Origin of the sequence: Psychrobacillus insolitus (assembly GCF_003254155.1) — a bacterium.
GTDB lineage: Bacteria > Bacillota > Bacilli > Bacillales_A > Planococcaceae > Psychrobacillus > Psychrobacillus insolitus.
On the sequence record NZ_QKZI01000004.1, the window covers coordinates 14,518 to 31,641 of the forward strand.

17 protein-coding genes are annotated in these 17,124 nt (G+C 35.6%); 7 read left to right on the plus strand and 10 right to left on the minus strand.

Annotated elements, in window-relative coordinates; genetic code table 11:
• Positions 1 to 2 precede the first annotated feature (2 nt).
• The 3 genes from C7437_RS10600 to C7437_RS10610 all read right to left on the minus strand — a co-directional run bounded on the left by C7437_RS10600 (position 3) and on the right by C7437_RS10610 (position 3,807).
• Positions 3 to 1,484, minus strand: a complete 1,482-nt coding sequence (locus C7437_RS10600; RefSeq protein WP_111439654.1) for a nicotinate phosphoribosyltransferase — start codon at positions 1,482 to 1,484, stop codon at positions 3 to 5.
• A gap of 183 nt (positions 1,485 to 1,667) precedes the next feature.
• Positions 1,668 to 2,948 (minus strand): aminotransferase class I/II-fold pyridoxal phosphate-dependent enzyme, encoded by a 1,281-nt coding sequence (locus C7437_RS10605; RefSeq protein ID WP_111439655.1) that lies wholly within the window; start codon positions 2,946 to 2,948, stop codon positions 1,668 to 1,670.
• Between the two features lie 103 nt (positions 2,949 to 3,051).
• Positions 3,052 to 3,807, minus strand: coding sequence for an exodeoxyribonuclease III (locus tag C7437_RS10610; RefSeq protein WP_111439656.1), 756 nt, complete (start codon positions 3,805 to 3,807; stop codon positions 3,052 to 3,054).
• A 172-nt stretch (positions 3,808 to 3,979) separates the two neighbouring features.
• Between C7437_RS10610 and C7437_RS10615 the strand changes: the two genes are divergently transcribed.
• Positions 3,980 to 4,765: an SDR family oxidoreductase gene (locus tag C7437_RS10615; protein WP_111439657.1), complete on the plus strand. Its 786-nt coding sequence runs from the start codon at positions 3,980 to 3,982 to the stop codon at positions 4,763 to 4,765.
• 78 nt (positions 4,766 to 4,843) lie between these two features.
• On the opposite strand, the gene C7437_RS17330 is transcribed toward C7437_RS10615, so the two are convergent.
• From C7437_RS17330 to C7437_RS10630, 4 genes are all read right to left on the minus strand, one after another.
• Entirely contained in the window at positions 4,844 to 4,972 is a 129-nt protein-coding gene (locus C7437_RS17330) for a hypothetical protein (protein WP_281269950.1), read from the minus strand.
• A gap of 428 nt (positions 4,973 to 5,400) precedes the next feature.
• A complete protein-coding gene (gene phaC / locus C7437_RS10620) occupies positions 5,401 to 6,483 on the minus strand; it encodes a class III poly(R)-hydroxyalkanoic acid synthase subunit PhaC (protein WP_111439658.1) in 1,083 nt (360 codons plus the stop codon).
• 63 nt (positions 6,484 to 6,546) lie between these two features.
• Positions 6,547 to 7,296: a beta-ketoacyl-ACP reductase gene (locus C7437_RS10625; protein ID WP_245909279.1), complete on the minus strand. Its 750-nt coding sequence runs from the start codon at positions 7,294 to 7,296 to the stop codon at positions 6,547 to 6,549.
• 130 nt (positions 7,297 to 7,426) lie between these two features.
• Entirely contained in the window at positions 7,427 to 7,897 is a 471-nt protein-coding gene (locus tag C7437_RS10630) for a polyhydroxyalkanoate biosynthesis repressor PhaR (RefSeq protein ID WP_111439660.1), read from the minus strand.
• A 225-nt stretch (positions 7,898 to 8,122) separates the two neighbouring features.
• Between C7437_RS10630 and phaQ the strand changes: the two genes are divergently transcribed.
• Positions 8,123 to 8,530: a poly-beta-hydroxybutyrate-responsive repressor gene (gene phaQ, locus C7437_RS10635; RefSeq protein WP_111439661.1), complete on the plus strand. Its 408-nt coding sequence runs from the start codon at positions 8,123 to 8,125 to the stop codon at positions 8,528 to 8,530.
• Positions 8,531 to 8,607: 77 nt separating this feature from the next.
• On the plus strand, positions 8,608 to 9,114 hold the full coding sequence (locus C7437_RS10640; RefSeq protein ID WP_111439662.1) for a PhaP protein: 507 nt from the start codon (positions 8,608 to 8,610) through the stop codon (positions 9,112 to 9,114).
• Positions 9,115 to 9,269: 155 nt separating this feature from the next.
• On the opposite strand, the gene C7437_RS10645 is transcribed toward C7437_RS10640, so the two are convergent.
• Positions 9,270 to 10,865 (minus strand): catalase, encoded by a 1,596-nt coding sequence (locus C7437_RS10645; protein ID WP_111439663.1) that lies wholly within the window; start codon positions 10,863 to 10,865, stop codon positions 9,270 to 9,272.
• Positions 10,866 to 11,408: 543 nt separating this feature from the next.
• On the opposite strand from C7437_RS10645, the gene C7437_RS10650 reads away from it, so the two are divergent.
• From C7437_RS10650 to tatA, 4 genes are all read left to right on the plus strand, one after another.
• Positions 11,409 to 11,666 (plus strand): hypothetical protein, encoded by a 258-nt coding sequence (locus C7437_RS10650; protein ID WP_111439664.1) that lies wholly within the window; start codon positions 11,409 to 11,411, stop codon positions 11,664 to 11,666.
• Positions 11,667 to 11,696: 30 nt separating this feature from the next.
• A complete protein-coding gene (locus C7437_RS10655; protein ID WP_111439665.1) occupies positions 11,697 to 12,446 on the plus strand; it encodes a gluconate 2-dehydrogenase subunit 3 family protein in 750 nt (249 codons plus the stop codon).
• 33 nt (positions 12,447 to 12,479) lie between these two features.
• The gene (locus tag C7437_RS10660; RefSeq protein ID WP_111439666.1) at positions 12,480 to 14,207 is read left to right on the plus strand and encodes a GMC family oxidoreductase; all 1,728 of its coding nucleotides are present in this window, start codon (positions 12,480 to 12,482) and stop codon (positions 14,205 to 14,207) included.
• Between the two features lie 108 nt (positions 14,208 to 14,315).
• Positions 14,316 to 14,522: a twin-arginine translocase TatA/TatE family subunit gene (gene tatA / locus C7437_RS10665; protein ID WP_111439667.1), complete on the plus strand. Its 207-nt coding sequence runs from the start codon at positions 14,316 to 14,318 to the stop codon at positions 14,520 to 14,522.
• A 257-nt stretch (positions 14,523 to 14,779) separates the two neighbouring features.
• Here the strand turns inward: tatA and C7437_RS10670 are convergent, their stop codons facing one another.
• Together C7437_RS10670 and C7437_RS10675 are read right to left on the minus strand one after the other, a co-directional pair.
• Complete coding sequence (locus tag C7437_RS10670) at positions 14,780 to 15,376, minus strand: TetR/AcrR family transcriptional regulator (protein WP_111439668.1); 597 nt, start codon at positions 15,374 to 15,376, stop codon at positions 14,780 to 14,782.
• Positions 15,377 to 15,648: 272 nt separating this feature from the next.
• The gene (locus tag C7437_RS10675) at positions 15,649 to 16,884 is read right to left on the minus strand and encodes a Zn-dependent hydrolase (protein WP_111439669.1); all 1,236 of its coding nucleotides are present in this window, start codon (positions 16,882 to 16,884) and stop codon (positions 15,649 to 15,651) included.
• Positions 16,885 to 17,124 lie beyond the last annotated feature (240 nt).

The following is a 17,124-nucleotide window of genomic DNA, read 5'->3' on the forward strand; positions in this document are numbered from 1 at the left end:
GATTACAAGCCTCCATTTTGCGCACTAAAACTATGTTCCATTTCTTTTACTTCTTCAATATTACGCATTTTATTATCCCAACACTTTTGACTTAGATCTACTGGATATTCTTCTGGATTAAGTGAACGTTTGTATTCTTCCCAAAGTAAATCTAAGTTATCATGTGCATACTGTTGCATATCTTTTAAGTCCGGGTTTTCATAAACCACTTGTCCCTTTTCAATCACCTTCACATGTAACTCTTTCGCTTCAAAGTTCGTTACAAATTTAGAGACAAAAGTATGAACCGGATGGAACATCTTTAAGCGTACTTCATGTGTTGGATCTTCATCATGCAACGCAATATAGTCGCCTTCTGCTTTACCATTTTCTTTATCAATAATGCGATACAGTTTTTTCTGACCAGGTGTAGTCACTTTTTCTGTAGTTGAAGAAATTTTGATCGTATCTTCCATCACACCTTTATCATTTTCAATGGAAACAATCTTATACACTGCTCCAAGTGCAGGTTGATCATACGCTGTTATGAGTTTCGTTCCGATTCCCCAACTATCTACTTTGGCACCTTGTGCTTTTAAGTTCAAAATAGTGTATTCATCTAAATCATTCGAAACAATAATTTTTGCATCTGTAAACCCAGCTTTATCCAGCATCTTTCTAGCTTCTTTTGAAAGGAATGAAATATCGCCAGAATCTAATCGAATTCCTATAAAGTTAATGGAATCTCCTAGCTCTTTTGCTACTTTAATGGCAGTTGGAACTCCTGTTTTCAATGTATTATATGTGTCTACTAAAAAGACGCAATCTTTATGTCGTTTTGCATATGAATGGAAAGCATCATATTCGCTTTTATATGCTTGCACAAGTGAATGTGCATGTGTTCCTGAAACAGGAATACCAAACATTTTACCCGCGCGTACATTACTTGTAGACTCAACTCCACCGATAAATGCTGCTCGAGCACCCCAAAGTGCTGCATCCATCTCATGTGCACGTCGTGATCCAAACTCCATTACTATTTCATCTTTTACAACTTGTTTTATACGAGATCCTTTTGTTGCGATTAACGTTTGGTAGTTAACGATATTTAAAAGAGCTGTTTCTACTAACTGCGCTTCCACTAATGTAGATTCAATGCGCATGATTGGCTCATTTGGAAAAACCAGCTCACCTTCAACCATTGAATAGACATCCCCTGTAAAACGAACCGTACGTAAATAATCGATAAAATCTTCTTTGTATCCAAGTTCAGTATGCAAATAATCTAAATCGCTTTCTGTAAAATGAAACTCTTTTAAATAATCAAGACATCTTTCTAATCCGGCAAAAATACCGTATCCATTTCCAAAAGGAAGCTTACGGAAAAACAATTCAAAAACGGCTTTTTGTTCATGCATATTGTCGGCCCAATAAGATTCTGCCATATTAATTTGGTATAAATCAGTATGTAAAGCAAGTCCGTCGTCTGGATAATTTTTTTTCATTTCAAAATCCCCTTTTTCCTAACTATTGAACATAGTATACACTATTTACACAATTGCTTGGTATATCTAACACAAAATAATCAGAAAAAACCTGCTCCTTTGAGCGCGATAAACTTATATACTTTTTTATCAAAAAAAACTGTTCAAGAAGTCTCCTTCTCAAACAGTTTCTAAGTCTTACTATTATTTTATTAAGTCGGTACAACCTCGATAAATTAACTCAAACAATTCCTCGATATCACTTTCTTCTACACATGAAAAGGCTACGCGGATATCTGTGTTATTGCTCGCAATAACACCAACTCCGTATTGATCAAGTAAGTGTAGACGAAGTGTTTCGGCATCTAAATTATTTAGTTTCAAACACATGAAATAGCCAGAGTTAAACGGATAATAAGTCCAAACATCTGCAAACTTCTCATTTGCTAATACTTGTTTAGTTTTAACTGCACGGCCTTTCATAATTTGGAACTTCTCTTCTTTTTCTTTTTGGAAATCAGGAGATTGTAGAGATTCCAAAATTATTGTTTGAGATAATGATGGTCCACTAGAAATCGTACCTCGAATAATCCCTTTTGTTTTTTGTTCCAAACCATCTAATACAGCTGGAGTAGCAGCGTATGTGATGAAACCAACGCGTAATCCCCAAACATAGTTTTCTTTTGTAGCTCCATCTATTTTTACGGGTAAAATGTTTGGATGTGTATCAGCTAATAATCCAAAAATTGATTCTTTAATAGTATCTTCGTAGAACAGGCCAAAGTATGCATCGTCTAGTAAAACAACTAATTTCAAGCCATTTTCAGCTGCTTCTATTAAAGCTTCTACGATCGCTTCTGCATCTTGAACAGAAGGTGTAAAACCAGTAGGATTATTCGGGAAGTTTAATAGAACAATTGCTTTATCTGTTTGTTTTGCAAGTGTTTCACGGAAAGCTTCTACATGGAATCCGCCTTCTTCATTGAATAAGGGAAACGTCGCAACTTTACCGCCTCTTCTTACTTGGAAAACAGTATTGTAGTTGCCCCAATATTGTTCAGTTGTCACCAATACATCCCCTGGGTTTACAAATAGATCTGCAATAATACTTAAACCATGTGTTAATGCATTTGTTACGATTGGTAAACCAATTGATTTATTTTGCATCGATGGATTTTCAGCAAGTTGCTTTTCTTGCCATTTTAAACGCAGCGCTTGACTCCCTTGAGGAGGTGCATAAGGGAAAATATCTTTTGCCTTGTATGCTAGTTTTTCTTGAATATGACGGAAATGCATTGGTTCACCGTTTTCAATGGCAATTCCAATTGTTGCATTAAAGCGATGTGCTTTAGCTCCTGCTTCAGCACTTTGGCTCAGGATACCTTTAGGATAATACAAATTTTGTCCTAAATCAGATAACATATCAAAAATTGCAGGATTTTCTTGTTGCATTTTTTCATTTAATTGTACGGCTAAAGCATTCATCTATAGTACCTCCATCATAGTAGTTAATATACTAAATATTGTACTCTATTTAGCTAAAGTATTGAAGCCTCTTTGGAAAGATTATGAATATTTCATAAGTGAGTCACGATTTTAACTCCAAAATGACTGGACAATGGTCGCTCCCAAGAACATCTGTATCAATCGAAGCATCCAATAAATAAGTTGCTAATCTTTCAGAAGCAATAAAATAATCAATTCTCCAACCTATATTACGCTCCCTCACTTTACTCATATACGACCACCAGGAATACATATCTTCTTGTTCTGGATAAAAGTAACGGAATGTATCTATAAATCCATCCGCCAGTAAATTGGTCATCTTGCCTCTTTCTTCTATTGTAAAACCGGAGTTCCCTCTATTAGATTTAGCATTTTTCAAATCTATTTCCTCGTGAGCCACATTTAAGTCCCCGCACATGATTACTGGCTTCACCACGTCCAACTTTTTCAAATACTGGCGCATCTCATCTTCCCATTCGAGACGATATGGAAGTCTTGTTAAATCACGCTTTGCATTAGGTGTGTACACATTTACTAAATAAAAACGTTCAAATTCAAGCGTAATAATTCTTCCCTCTTCTTCATTATCTAAATCTCCCACGCCATATTTTACAGAGATTGGTTTCTCTTTCGTAAATATAGCCGTCCCGGAATACCCTTTTTTCACTGCATAATTCCAATATTGATTATACCCATCTAGCTGCAAATCTATTTGGCCTTCCTGTAATTTTGTTTCCTGCAAACAAAAAATGTCGGCATTTACTTCATGGAAATAATCTAAAAATCCTTTTTTTACACAAGCTCGAATACCATTTACATTCCAAGATACTAGCTTCATCTATATTCCTCCCAAAACAAAAACCTAATCTAAATACTTCTTTAGTATATAGGATATCAAATCTATCCATAATATGTTGCAAGCAAAGTAATTGATTTACTGAATTGATAGGTGTATATTTATCTCACATTCAAGATGTTCAATGATTAGACACAAGAGAGGGAGATATATTATGAGTAACCGTTTTGAAGAAAAAGTTATATTAATGACAGGAGCAGGTTCTGGTTTAGGACAAGTGAGTGCTATTCAAGTAGCCAAAGAAGGGGCAAAACTCGCTTTAGTAGATTTAAATAAAGATGGATTAGAAGCAACAAAAAAACTAATTTTAGAAGTTGCACCAGAAGCTGAAGTACTTTTAATAACAGCTAACGTAGCAGATGAAGTCGCGGTAAAAAATTATGTAGACGAAACTGTTAAAACCTATGGACGAATTGATGGATTCTTTAACAATGCTGGAATCGAAGGAAAACAAAATCTGACAGAAGATTTCGGTATTGATGAATTCCAAAAAGTAATTTCTATTAACTTGAATGGTGTATTCTACGGTATGAAATATGTGTTAGCCGTGATGAAAGAACAAGGTTCTGGTTCTATTGTGAATACAGCTTCTGTTGGTGGTATTCGTGGAGTCGGTAATCAGTCAGGTTACTCTGCAAGTAAACACGGTGTTGTCGGTTTAACTAGAAACTCCGCTATTGAATATGGGCAATTTGGCGTAAGTATTAAAGCAATTGCACCCGGAGCTATTATGACACCAATGGTTGAAAATTCATTGAAACAAATGGGTGGAGATAACTGGGAAGAGGCTGGTAAAGAATTTGTTAAAGTTAACCCAATGCAACGTTTTGGTATACCACAAGAAGTTGCTTATTTAGTAGCGTTCTTATTATCCGATCAAGCAAACTTCATCAATGCAGCAGTTATTCCAATTGACGGTGGACAATCTTACAAATATTAAAGATAAGAAAAGCGCTAAATCCCCGTTTTTTTACATGGACGTTTTTGGTTCGCTTCGTTGGATTTACACTCGTAATCGTTAAGATAATTCGGGATGAATGAGTCCCATTTTTAGAAACCATTTAGTCAATTTTTCTGACACTGCACCCTTCGTAATGTGCGGGTCTTGAATATCGAGTAAAGATTTTATACTTTGAGAATATAACAAGTGAATTCCCTCCTGAATGATGGTTTTGTCGTCTTTTATTCTTCAGGGAATCTCACTTGTTTTCTATATCTGTTTGAACTTATGTTTCCTATATTCTCTTATCTGATTTTCGTTACGAGCGGCGACTCCAGTGGGATTAGCGTGACAGGTGAGACCCCACAGGAGCGCGGTTTTCGCGACGAGGAGGCTCACCGCACGCCCCACGGAAAGTGTCCACTCGTAACGAAAATCAGCGTGGATCAGTTTTTTTCACAAACGTCATATATTGTACAACCGAAATAAATCTTACCCACTGTGTTTTCAAAGTCGATGAAGTTCTTCTGCTTTCTTTTTCTAATAAAAAATGTACATTACTAAAAATTTCTTAGTAATGTACATTTGTTTATAACCTACGCAATATAATAGAGGAGAATTACTACCTATTTATATCACTTAGAATTTTCTGTGATCCAATTTTCAATATAAGGATGAATTTCGTTAATTGCTTTTCTACCCGCAACAACTGATACATGCCCTGCTTCTACACTATGAAGAGTCTTGTTTTTACTCGATACTTTATCATTCAGAGGTGCAATCTGATGCGGAAGCGCAATATTGTCACGTGTTGCAGAAATATTCAATAAATTACAATTAATATTTGCTAGTTCCACTTTACGACCACGAACTTCAAGCTGATCATTAATCAATTTATTGTCCTGATAAAAATCTCTAATCCATTGTTTATACGATGCCCCAGGGAAAGGAATTCCATCGTTTAACCATTTTTGCATTAGCTTCCAATTTAAAACGAAATTCTCGTTTTCTGAACGGTCCGCTAGGCTGACATATGGTCCAACAACATTGGAAATAGGATTAAGCAACTTATTACCGAAGTCAATCATTTCAAAAGGAATATTGCCTAATGTATCTACCAATTTATCCAACTGGAAATAGCGTTTATCCAACCAGTTAGAATAAAGTCCAGCATCTCCAAAATCGATAGGACTAGTCATTAATAAAAGGTTTCGAATTGGCAACTGCGGATAAAGTGCAGTGAAAATTGCTGTCATCGTTCCACCCATACAATAACCGAAAAGTGTGATTTCCTTTGCATTTGAAGTGTTTAACACTTTTTTTACTGCTCGTGGAATATAATCTACTATATAATCATCAAGTTTCATATTGTGATCTTCATAACCAGGTGTACCCCAGTCTAGTAAGTAAACATCGTGACCTTTATTCGTTAAATGCTCTATTAAGCTGTTTCCAGGATAAAGATCTAAAATATACGGCTTATTTATCAGTGCGTATATCATCAGGATTGGTACTTTATTTGTTTTCTTCATTGCAGGTTGATAACGATAAAGTTTTGCTTTGTTTTTCGTCCAAATGACTTCTTTAGGTGTTTGTCCAACTTCTGGTTCAGCATCTGTCGTAATAATTTCCGTGAATTTTTTTAACTGTTGATAGCTTTTATCTTTCGGTAAACCGTCCATCCATTCCTCTAATTGCCTCGTACCTAACTCAATCATGAGATTCCTCCTCAAACTAGCGTACCTCTATATATAAAAAGCTCCCATCCCCGAAAGCTTCTATTACATGTAAAGTCCACCATTAACATTGATTTCTTGCCCAGTAATATAACTTGATTGTGCTAAAAATACAACTGCATCTGCAATTTCAGAAGTGCTTCCTAAACGTTGAACTGGTACTTTTGCAATGATTGCATCTTTCACATTATCAGGCATTGCTGCAACCATCTCTGTTTCGATGAATCCAGGGCAAATAGCATTTACTGTAATACCATTACGAGCCGTTTCAAGAGCTAATGACTTCGTAAAACCTAGTAATCCAGCTTTAGATGCAGAGTAATTCGTCTGACCAAAACCACCAGCTTGGCCAATGATTGAACTAATATTGATAATGCGTCCAAATTTTTGCTCTAGCATATGATTTATTACTGCTGACGTTGTGTTGAAGGCACTATTTAAATTGACATTAATTACTTGTTCCCACTCTTGTCTAGACATTTTACGGAAAGTACGGTCTTTTGTAATCCCGGCATTATTTACGAGAATATCAATTTTACCGTAACGTTTCAATGTTTCTTCTATAAGTTTTTGTGAATCTTCTTCTATTGATACGTCTGCTTTAAGTGCAAACGAAGTACCGCCTTCTTGTTCGATTTCTTTTAATACATCTTCCATTGCACTAGGGCTACTTAGATAACTACCAACAACTATTGCACCATTTCTTGCTAGTACTTTAGCAATTTCAGCTCCAATTCCTTTTGAAGCTCCAGTAACAACTGCCACTTTTCCAGCTAGTGGTTTTAAAGAATCCATTTTCACCAATTCGTCTCTTTGTAATTCTACCATTCTACATACACTCCCCAATTAATTTTAATGAAAATAATCGACCATTTTACCCTCTACCTGGGTACGCTACTATTTGTCTTCTAAAAGAAAATCAACCTTATTTTTTTGCATTAGATATTGCAGGCACTGGACTTACTTCAGGAATTTGGACACTATTCGTCTTAGTCGCGGATCCAGAAGATTTATCTAGTAATTGAATAACTCTATCTAATTTTTTATCTAGTGTTGTAACTACTCTTTTTAAATGCTCTATTTCTTTAGTAGTGTTATCTTTATTTCCATCAATTTGATCTTCTAAATCATCTAGTTTAGACTCTACATTTATTACAAGCGTTGCAACATTCGCAATCTCTTCACGAGAAGGCATGTTCACTTGTTTCAAATAAGATGCAGTCATATTATTCACTAATTCTTGATACTGAAGATACTGACTTTGGAACTGCCCTAGACCTTCAGCAAATGACTCTTTTTGAAGTGTCTCTTGAATTGAATCTCTCCATGTGCTTTCTGTTTTTTCATATAAACCCTTCCACATGGTAAAAGCATCAAACGAAGTATTTTGCGTCAATGGAAAATCATCTCCTTTATTTGAATTCTCAATCATCTTAACACGAATATATTATAAATGGCATGTTAATTTGGTGTAAATACCATTTTTTAGACAATAAACTGATATTTTCGACACACTTCTACAAAGGTTCTCAAATTATTCAGAAATTGTTGACTTGACACTTTGTACATATAGGTGTAAATTACATCTATAGACAAAAGTTATTAAGGCTGGTGGTTAATTATGGAATCCAAATCGGATGAAACAAAGAAAAGTAAAAGTGCTTCTATTGGTGCTCCAAAAAATTTCCTTATCCCAATTATGTTATTGCACTTACGTGATTGGAATACGCATGGATATGAGTTAATGGAGAAAATTACTCAATTCGGAGTCGAGTCTGTCGATCAAGGGAATTTTTACCGAATTCTTCGTCAGCTAGAAAAAGATGCACTCGTCACTTCTGAATGGGACACAACATCTGGTGGACCAGCTAAACGTATTTATTCTATTACGAAAGCTGGAGAACAATACTTAGATTTATGGGCAGGGTCCTTAAATCAGTATCAAAAAATGTTGAATCAATTTTTCAATGTTTACAACCCTTTTTTCACTCCAAAATCTTCTTCCGATAAAGACGAAGAAGTGGATTGATACTAAATGTTATGCAAATACTTGCATTCATTATAAATTTTAAAACGTGTTGAATTAGATAAGAGGAGGAATTATTGATGATGAAAGAACAGATGAAAGAACAAGTGGCTAACGGTGTAGATCTAATTTGGGACGGATGGTTAAACAGCTTTAAAACAATTCAAAACTTCCAAGATGATGTTCAGAAAAAAACATTGCAAGCATTCACTGCTCAAAAAGAATTATTAGACTCTAGTGTATCAACATTCAAGACAATTGAAGAGGAATCAAAAAAAGCTGCAATTGAATGGCAAGAAAAAATTCAAAATAGCTTTAAAGAAATTAATAACGGCCCGCTAGCAAATGAGGCTGCATGGTTGACTAATATTCAAGAAATCAACGAAAAAGTACAAACGTTGTCTTGGAAACCAAATACTACTATGCTTGAACTTATACTTCAATCTCAAAATCAATGGGAATCAACTGTTAAGACTGCTCTTGAACAACAAAAACAAGAGCGTGTTCAAGTCTTAGGTAAAATAGAAGAAGTAACAGAAGAGTTAAAAGAAGCTCATAAAGGTTTATTAGTAACTGCAGGAGTTTAAAACACAAAGAGGAACTATCATATTCATTGATAGTTCCTCTTTTTTTGTGATAAGAAAAACGCTAAAGGGCCTTTTTTCTATATACCTTTTCGGTTCGCTTTGCACAAAACTCATGTAACTGTATAAATGATAAATGCAGTGGATGAAGTAACACCTTAATATGGTTCTGCTCCGTGGCTTTTGTCAATTGCATCTTGCGAGGCATTATTACCAGCGATATTTCCAAGTGGTTTTTGACTGGTCCCCCCTTTTGATGCATTCTTTAAACCTTCTCTTAAATGATGACCGTAGTCTTTATCCGCTTCTTCTGCAAGTGCAATCATTTTATCTTGAATCCTTTTATCACAATTAGCTAAGTCATTTACCAGGTTGGAGATTAGCTCCGTTTTTTCCCACTGCTCAAAATTACGATATGTGTCTCCCGCTTGTTTCGTGTTGTTATCTCGTTCAATCGACTGTCGAACCAAGTTTCCTGTAATCATCGGTGTGTGTTCTTTCCCTAATTGTTTTGCTTCCTGTAATCCATCTAGTATAGAAGGTTCATAGTTGATATGTGGATTTTGGAAAGGACCTCTGTCTAATCTGTAAGACATTTGACCACCACTTTGGTTTGTAGCTACACGCTTTTTAGGTGCATTAATCGGAAGTTGTAAATAGTTTGCTCCTACTCGGTGACGCTGGGTATCCGAATATGAAAATGTACGGCCTTGCAGCATTTTATCATCCGAAAAATCTAGTCCATCAACAAGTACCCCTGTCCCAAACGCAACTTGTTCCACTTCGGTAAAATAATCATCTGGATTCTTATTTAACACCATTTTACCAACGGCTTTCCAAGGAAACAGATCCTCTGGCCATAATTTCGTATCATCCAGTGGATCAAAATCCAGCTCCGGATGCTCATCATCACTCATTGTCTGAACAAGTAATTCCCATTCTGGAAAATCACCTTTTTCGATTGCATCATATAGATCTTGCGTGGCATGATTAAAGTTTTTCGCTTGAACCTCTTCCGCTTCCATCTGGGTTAAGTTACGAATGCCTTGCTTCGGTTCCCAATGATACTTCACAAGTACGGCCTTTCCTTCATTATTGACCCACTTATAGGTATTTACTCCTGAACCTTGCATCATTCGATAATTTGCCGGGATGCCCCAAGGTGAATAAACAAACGTAACCATATGAAAAGACTCCGGTGAACTCGCACAAAAATCGAAGAAACGCTCCGCATCTTGAATATTTGTAACAGGATCGGGTTTAAATGCATGAATCATATCTGGAAATTTAACGGCATCGCGAATAAAGAAAATCTTCAAGTTGTTCCCTACGAGATCCCAGTTTCCATCCTCTGTGTAAAACTTTACTGCAAATCCCCTTGGATCACGCAGTGTTTCTGGTGAATGTCCACCGTGAATAACAGTCGAGAAACGAACAAAAACAGGTGTTTGCTTTCCTTTTTCTTGAAACAATTTTGCCCGTGTATATTTGGAAATATCCTCATCGCCGGCTGCTCCGTAAGCTTCAAAATAACCATGAGCACCTGCACCACGAGCATGCACAACACGTTCAGGAATACGTTCTCTGTCAAAATGACTTATTTTTTCGATAAAATCATAGTTTTCAAGTGTCGCAGGACCACGATTACCAACAGTTCGCATATTTTGATTGTTCGTAATAGGGTGTCCTTGTCTATTGGTTAGCGTATCCTCCTCTTCTATGTTTGTTTCGTTATTATGTTGATCTTTTTTCACTTTTTCCCCTCCTAGACAGTCTATAGTATCTTTATTCCCCTATAGACTGTCCAGAAGCCAAAGTAAATATTCCAACTTTTGATTATACTTGAAAATTAAATACATATTTTTACCCAGGACTAAATTATTTGCGTTCTTTCTGATTTCGTCTATTGCATACAAATGTCTCTAAATGCCCTTTGTATAATTACTTTTATCATTCCCCTATACAGAACTTTTTCCATACGGGCTTAAGGTGGAAAATGAATACGGCCTAAGCTATATAATTGAAAAACATTCCAACATCCTCTAAAAATTTAACCCAATAAACAACACTAACTATTAATCTGTTGTGTGAGTGAGCATTGAGCCGTGTATTAATGATTGTGAAACTATCACGAAATTGTTAAACTTTCATTGTTTGCATAGTAAATAGAAAGTATACAAGTTTCTATTTAATAAAGTGAAGCTTCAATCAGTGAGGGTTTTCCTCATCCCCACTAATTGAAAAAGGAATCTCACTGCCAGTTAATGCGGGATAAATTTTTATAAAGGAGAATGTCTATGTCTCAATACAATATAGAAGAATTAAAATTGTTAAATGAAGTTTTCTTTGCTCTGTTTCTAGTAGGTGATTTTGCACTATTCCTTCATTTTCACGATAGTGTTTTCCCTTGGTTTACACTACTAGGTGCAGGTATTGGGTTATCCGTCATCGTCCTTTGTTGGACAGGAAAAAAACATACCTACTTTATTGCTAGTTTGCTTGTAGCTACCGCGGTATTTTCTATCGTTTATAATTGGCAAGCTATTGTCCATTAATAAATTTATTAACACTTGGAGGGTTTGATTATGTCAGAACAAGAAAAGAAAAGTCCTATTTTAGATAAACGCTCTTCTAGACGAACGTTCATCAAAAATTCAGGATTAACAGTTGGCGGACTTGTATTAGGTGGTGCACTTGGGAGTTTAATAGGCGGGAAAACAGAAACTTCAACGCATACAGCTGGTAATGAAACTAGCCATACAACCATTGATTATAGCGATACACGTCTATTTTTCGTACGCCAGAAAGATTTCGAAGCACTTAGTGCTGCTACAGAACTTATTTATCCTGAAGATGATAATGGCCCCGGTGCAGTTGCATTAGGAGCACCATATTTTATCGACAAACAACTTGCTAGCCCTTGGGGAACTAATGCCGACGATTATAGAAAAGGTCCCTTTAAAAAAGGTGAAGTTCCGCTAAACAATAGTGAAATCTTTTTACAAGGTGTTCGGAAACTAAATGAAGTTGCTGAAAAAGAACATGATGGCACATTATTTAAAGATTTAACGGAAGAACAACAAATCGCTATTTTAACTTCTTTCCAAAATGGAGAAGTCGAAATAGAATTAGTCAGTTCAGCTGTATTCTTTAGCTCACTTAGAGCTGCTACATTACAAGGTTGTTTTTCTGACCCATTATATGGAGGCAATAAAGACATGGCCGGTTGGAAAATGAAAGAATTCCCAGGTGCACAAATGTCATATACTTCCTATTTAGACAAAGAAGAGTTTGTATTAATAGAACCTATTAGTTTGGGTGGACATAAACATTAATTCATGAAATAAAAGAATACGAGGGGGATTATTATGGTTACAAAGTTACCAAAAGTTGATGTTGTTACAACAGGTATGGGTTGGACAGGTGGTATCGTTGCTGCTGAACTAACAAAAGCTGGCTATAAAGTAGTTGGTTTAGAGCGTGGTGTCGAAAGATCGATTGAAGATTACTTACATGGTCACGATGAATTAAAATATAATGTTCGGAAAGAATTAATGCAAAAATTAACGAAAGATACCATTACTTTCCGAAATACGTTAGACGATGAAGCAAAACCAGTTCGTGACGAAGGTGCCCTTGTAGTTGGAACTGGTACTGGCGGTGGCGGTGCTCACTGGGGTGGACAAACATATCGTTACTTCCCTTATGACTTTGAAATTCGTAGTAAAACAATTGAAAAGTATGGTGAAAGTAAGATTCCTGAAGGAGTTACAATCCAAGACTGGGGAATTACTTACGATGAAATTGAACCATATTATTCTAAATTCGAACAAATGGCTGGTATTTCAGGTGAAGTTGATCCATTAGCTGGACCTCGTTCAATTGATTACCCTACTCCACCATTAAAAAAATTACAGCAAATGAAAATGTTCCATGAAGCTGCAGAAAACCTTGGCTATCATCCTTTCGTAGTTCCAACTGCCAATGTTTCAGAAGCGTATACAAATCCAGATGGACAAACATTAAATGCATGTCAATACTGTTCGTTTTGTGGTAGTTATGGCTGTGAATACGGTGCTAAAGCCGATCCAATCGTTACAGTTATTCCGACTGCGAAAAAAACTGGTAACTTTGAACTTCGTACTCATTCATTAGTAACTCGTGTTTTATATGATGGAACAAAAGTAACTGGTGTATTATACAAAGATACTCGTACAGGGGAAGAATTCGAACAACCAGCAGATGTTGTCGTATTAACTAGCTATATCTTTAATAATGTTCGGTTATTATTATTATCTGGTATTGGTGAACAATATAATCCTAAAACTGGTAAAGGAATGATTGGGAAAAACTACACAGACCACCATACTATTACCGGTGCAATCGGTTATTTTGAAGAGAAGAAGTTTAATAGTTACATCGGTACGGGCTCATTAGGTTCAGCTTATAACGACTTCAATGCAGATAATTTCGATCATAGCAATTTGGATTTCATCCATGGTGGTCAAATTGAAATGCACTTATTTGGAAATGAACCAATCGCAAATAACCCAGTACCTATGGGAACACCAAACTGGGGTAAAGAATTTAAGAAAAATTCTTTACACTACTATTACCGTACATTGTCAGTCGTTTCTCAAAGAGCAATATTGCCGCATAAAAATCATTATCTTGATTTGGATCCAACGTATACAGATGACAATGGAGATCCATTAATTCGTGTAACATTTGATTATACAGATCACGACCATAAACGTAATGAATTTTTAGTAGGAAAATGTGAAGAATTAGTAAAAGAAATGGGTGCTGACATTGTCGATACTATCCCAATGGCTGAGCATTTCGGTGGTAGATTTACATTCCAACATGATGGCGGCGGCGTAATTATGGGAGACAGTCCTAAAAACTCTGCAGTTAATAACTACATGCAAATGTGGGATGTAGACAACCTATTCGTGTGCGGAGCTTCAGCGTTCCCTCACTTTGGCCCTACAAACCCAACGCCAACTATGGCTGCATTAACTTATCGTGCAACTGAAGGAATCATTGAGTTCTTGAAAAATGGTGGCGGTCAATTAATCACACCTAAAAACTAAGGAACTCTTTAGCTGAGATGAGCTCCTTCTAAAATAAGGGTTTCTCATTTTTGTTTAGTTTGTGTTATATTAAGATAGATCTTGTATCAAAGACAAGGAGGAAACACCATGCCAAATATAGGCGTACCAGGTTTAATACTCATTTTAATAATTGCTTTAATCATCTTCGGACCATCAAAATTACCTCAATTAGGTCGAGCTGTTGGGCAAACATTGAAAGAATTTAAAACCTCTACACGAGATATCATAAATGATGAAGAAAAAGAAGATATTAAAGTAGAAGGTAAAGAAATAGAACTTGAAAAGAAAAAATAATAATATCGAAAGAGCCAACTATCATAAAAAATAGTTGACTCTTTTTTATTTAACATTTTATAATGGACCCCTACTTTCTTCCTTTCCAAACGTGACAATTGGATTGTTTCGGAAATAAATAATTCTTTCTTCATTTTGAAAAACCGTTGTCAATGAAGACAATATAGCTTTTTTAATGATTGTTTGATTTTCAGTGGCGGCAACGTATATTAACCCTTTTCTAGTATTAAGTCGATGAAATATTTTTTAAAGCTCTTTTAGGTAAATCTAAAAGAACTAGTACTCGTCTTGAATATTTCTAAAAGGTTATTCGCTATTTCATCTGGTGATTTTACATACCCACCCTCAATCCATTCCAAAATTACACCATATGATCCATACATTTTATATGTATTGAAATGTTCAATTTGAATTTCTTCTTTTTCAGTATCTATATACGTAATCGCGTCAAATATTTCCTTCATTTTCTCCAGAAACTTTTGCTGCAATCCTGGTATTGTATCTTGTATCGTTAAAAGACTGTAAAAATTTTTATAGTCATATAAATGTTGAAAGAAAGTATTAGAAGATGGCAAAATACGATTATAAGCAACAATTTTAGCATCTTCAAAAGGTCGATGAAATGCATGGTTTAGCTCTTCTAAAACTTCCGTAATCAATTCTTCCGTCAAATCTTCTTTATCTTTAAAATATAGATAAAAAGTACTTCTATTATAATCAGCCCTCTCAACTATATCTGTAACAGTCACATTTTTATATCCTTTTTCACGTATTAAACTGATAAAGTGCGACTTAAAAATTCGCTTTGTTCTCCGAATACTTCTATTAGCATCATTAGGTTTTTCCAAATTCATGTACACCCCTCTTCTATTCACTACAACTCGTGAAATAAATTATACAACATTACTTAATGCTACCTCTAGTCATTTCAAGGTATTAATGCATACCTTCACTACTCATACAATATTATATAGTAGAAGGACAGACATGCCCTTCAGAACTAATGATTTAATCATACCTTTCATGGATGATGTCGCGGATGAATCCAAATTAGAGGAGACAAAAGAAGAGAATAATAAGAATAAATAATAAGCCAAGCTAGCTATTTTTCGTAAATAGCTAGCTTTTAATGAATGATTGCGTAATGTAGGATTGCTGCTTCTAGTATATCTATTCCTACCAATATATCATCTAGCGGAGTATATTCATTTGGATGATGACTTAGTCCATCTACTGAAGGGATAAAGATTAAGCCCACTGGACATAGCTTAGCCATGTTCATCGCATCATGCCCCGCTCCACTTTGCATCGTTTGATTAGGAATATTTTTTTCGTCGCAAATATTTTTTAGCACATCATTTATTTCTGTTGATAGCAGTACTGGCTCCTCTGAGCTGATTTCTATACTTTCAATTTCTAATTGTCTGTTTTTCTTTACTATTTCAATTGTTTCATTTAATTGATCAAGTACACGTTTCCTTGAATTTAGAGAAGTAGATCGAATGTCTATTTTAAATTCCACGTCTCCAGGCACGACATTCATTGCACCATTATAGACATTCAAAACACCGATAGTAGCAACTGTTCCAAATTCTTCTTCACTTTTTGCAGCTTTTTCAAGAGCTAATGAGATTTCAGAAGCACCAAGAAGAGCATCTTTCCTCATATTCATAGGTGTTGTTCCAGAATGTGAAGCTTTTCCTTTAACTTTCACATGAAGTCGCACTGGAGCAGCTATCCCAGTAACAATGCCTATCTTCTTCTCATTATTTATAAGTACTGGTCCTTGCTCTATATGAATTTCCATGAATACTTTAAACCTCTCATCAGCTCTACTTGCTTGTTCAACACTATTGAAGTCTAGTGCACATAGGGCAAATGCCTTTTCCATCGTGATACCGTCTTTATCCATTAAATCTCGATATCTGTTCTTGTCAAATTGACCAACCATCGCTTTACTACCTACTGTTGATACACCAAAACGAGCAGACTCTTCACAAGCAAACGAAATAATTTCAATTGGATGATCCGTTTCAATTCCATCTTCATTTAAACGTCTAATCACTTCCAACGCTGCAGTAATACCTACTACACCATCGTATTTACCTCCTTGATAAACTGTATCAAGATGAGATCCCATGACAACAGGTGGAAGGCTTTCTACTTTTCCTTTTCTTCTGGCGATAACGTTTCCACATGCATCCATGCGTATATCTAAATCCTCTGCCATACACAAACGCATAAATGCATGCGTACATGTCTGCTCTTCGTTTGAGTATGCGATTCTTGTAATACCCTCTTCACCAGAATTATATTGATTAATATTATTAAAGAGTAATTCATATCTCTCCTTACGATCCATAAAAGCATCCCCCTGTCCCACTATTATTAACTCTATTTTACCTCACTTAGAGTAAGAATATTCTAAATTAAGAATTTTTTAAACAAGGAAAATATTAAATGGATAAACATATTTCTGACACCGCACCCTTCGTAATGTTTGGGTCTTGAATAATTGAGCAAAGATTTTACACTATTAGTATGTAACAAGTGAGTTCCCTCCAGAATAATGGTTTTGGTCGACTTTTATTCTACGGGGAAT

Bases quoted from the DNA above. Each gene is read 5' to 3' on its own strand.
- C7437_RS10670 (WP_111439668.1), bottom strand. From the start codon at position 15,376: ATGAATTTGGAAAAACCTAATGATGCTAATAGAAGTATTCGGAGAACA.
- C7437_RS10625 (WP_245909279.1), bottom strand. From the start codon at position 7,296: ATGGATTCTTTAAAACCACTAGCTGGAAAAGTGGCAGTTGTTACTGGA.
- C7437_RS10675 (WP_111439669.1), bottom strand. From the start codon at position 16,884: ATGGATCGTAAGGAGAGATATGAATTACTCTTTAATAATATTAATCAA.
- C7437_RS10640 (WP_111439662.1), top strand. From the start codon at position 8,608: ATGATGAAAGAACAGATGAAAGAACAAGTGGCTAACGGTGTAGATCTA.
- C7437_RS10600 (WP_111439654.1), bottom strand. From the start codon at position 1,484: ATGAAAAAAAATTATCCAGACGACGGACTTGCTTTACATACTGATTTA.
- phaC (WP_111439658.1), bottom strand. From the start codon at position 6,483: ATGATTGAGTTAGGTACGAGGCAATTAGAGGAATGGATGGACGGTTTA.
- C7437_RS10615 (WP_111439657.1), top strand. From the start codon at position 3,980: ATGAGTAACCGTTTTGAAGAAAAAGTTATATTAATGACAGGAGCAGGT.
- tatA (WP_111439667.1), top strand. From the start codon at position 14,316: ATGCCAAATATAGGCGTACCAGGTTTAATACTCATTTTAATAATTGCT.
- C7437_RS10650 (WP_111439664.1), top strand. From the start codon at position 11,409: ATGTCTCAATACAATATAGAAGAATTAAAATTGTTAAATGAAGTTTTC.
- C7437_RS10660 (WP_111439666.1), top strand. From the start codon at position 12,480: ATGGTTACAAAGTTACCAAAAGTTGATGTTGTTACAACAGGTATGGGT.
- C7437_RS10655 (WP_111439665.1), top strand. From the start codon at position 11,697: ATGTCAGAACAAGAAAAGAAAAGTCCTATTTTAGATAAACGCTCTTCT.
- C7437_RS10605 (WP_111439655.1), bottom strand. From the start codon at position 2,948: ATGAATGCTTTAGCCGTACAATTAAATGAAAAAATGCAACAAGAAAAT.
- phaQ (WP_111439661.1), top strand. From the start codon at position 8,123: ATGGAATCCAAATCGGATGAAACAAAGAAAAGTAAAAGTGCTTCTATT.
- C7437_RS10610 (WP_111439656.1), bottom strand. From the start codon at position 3,807: ATGAAGCTAGTATCTTGGAATGTAAATGGTATTCGAGCTTGTGTAAAA.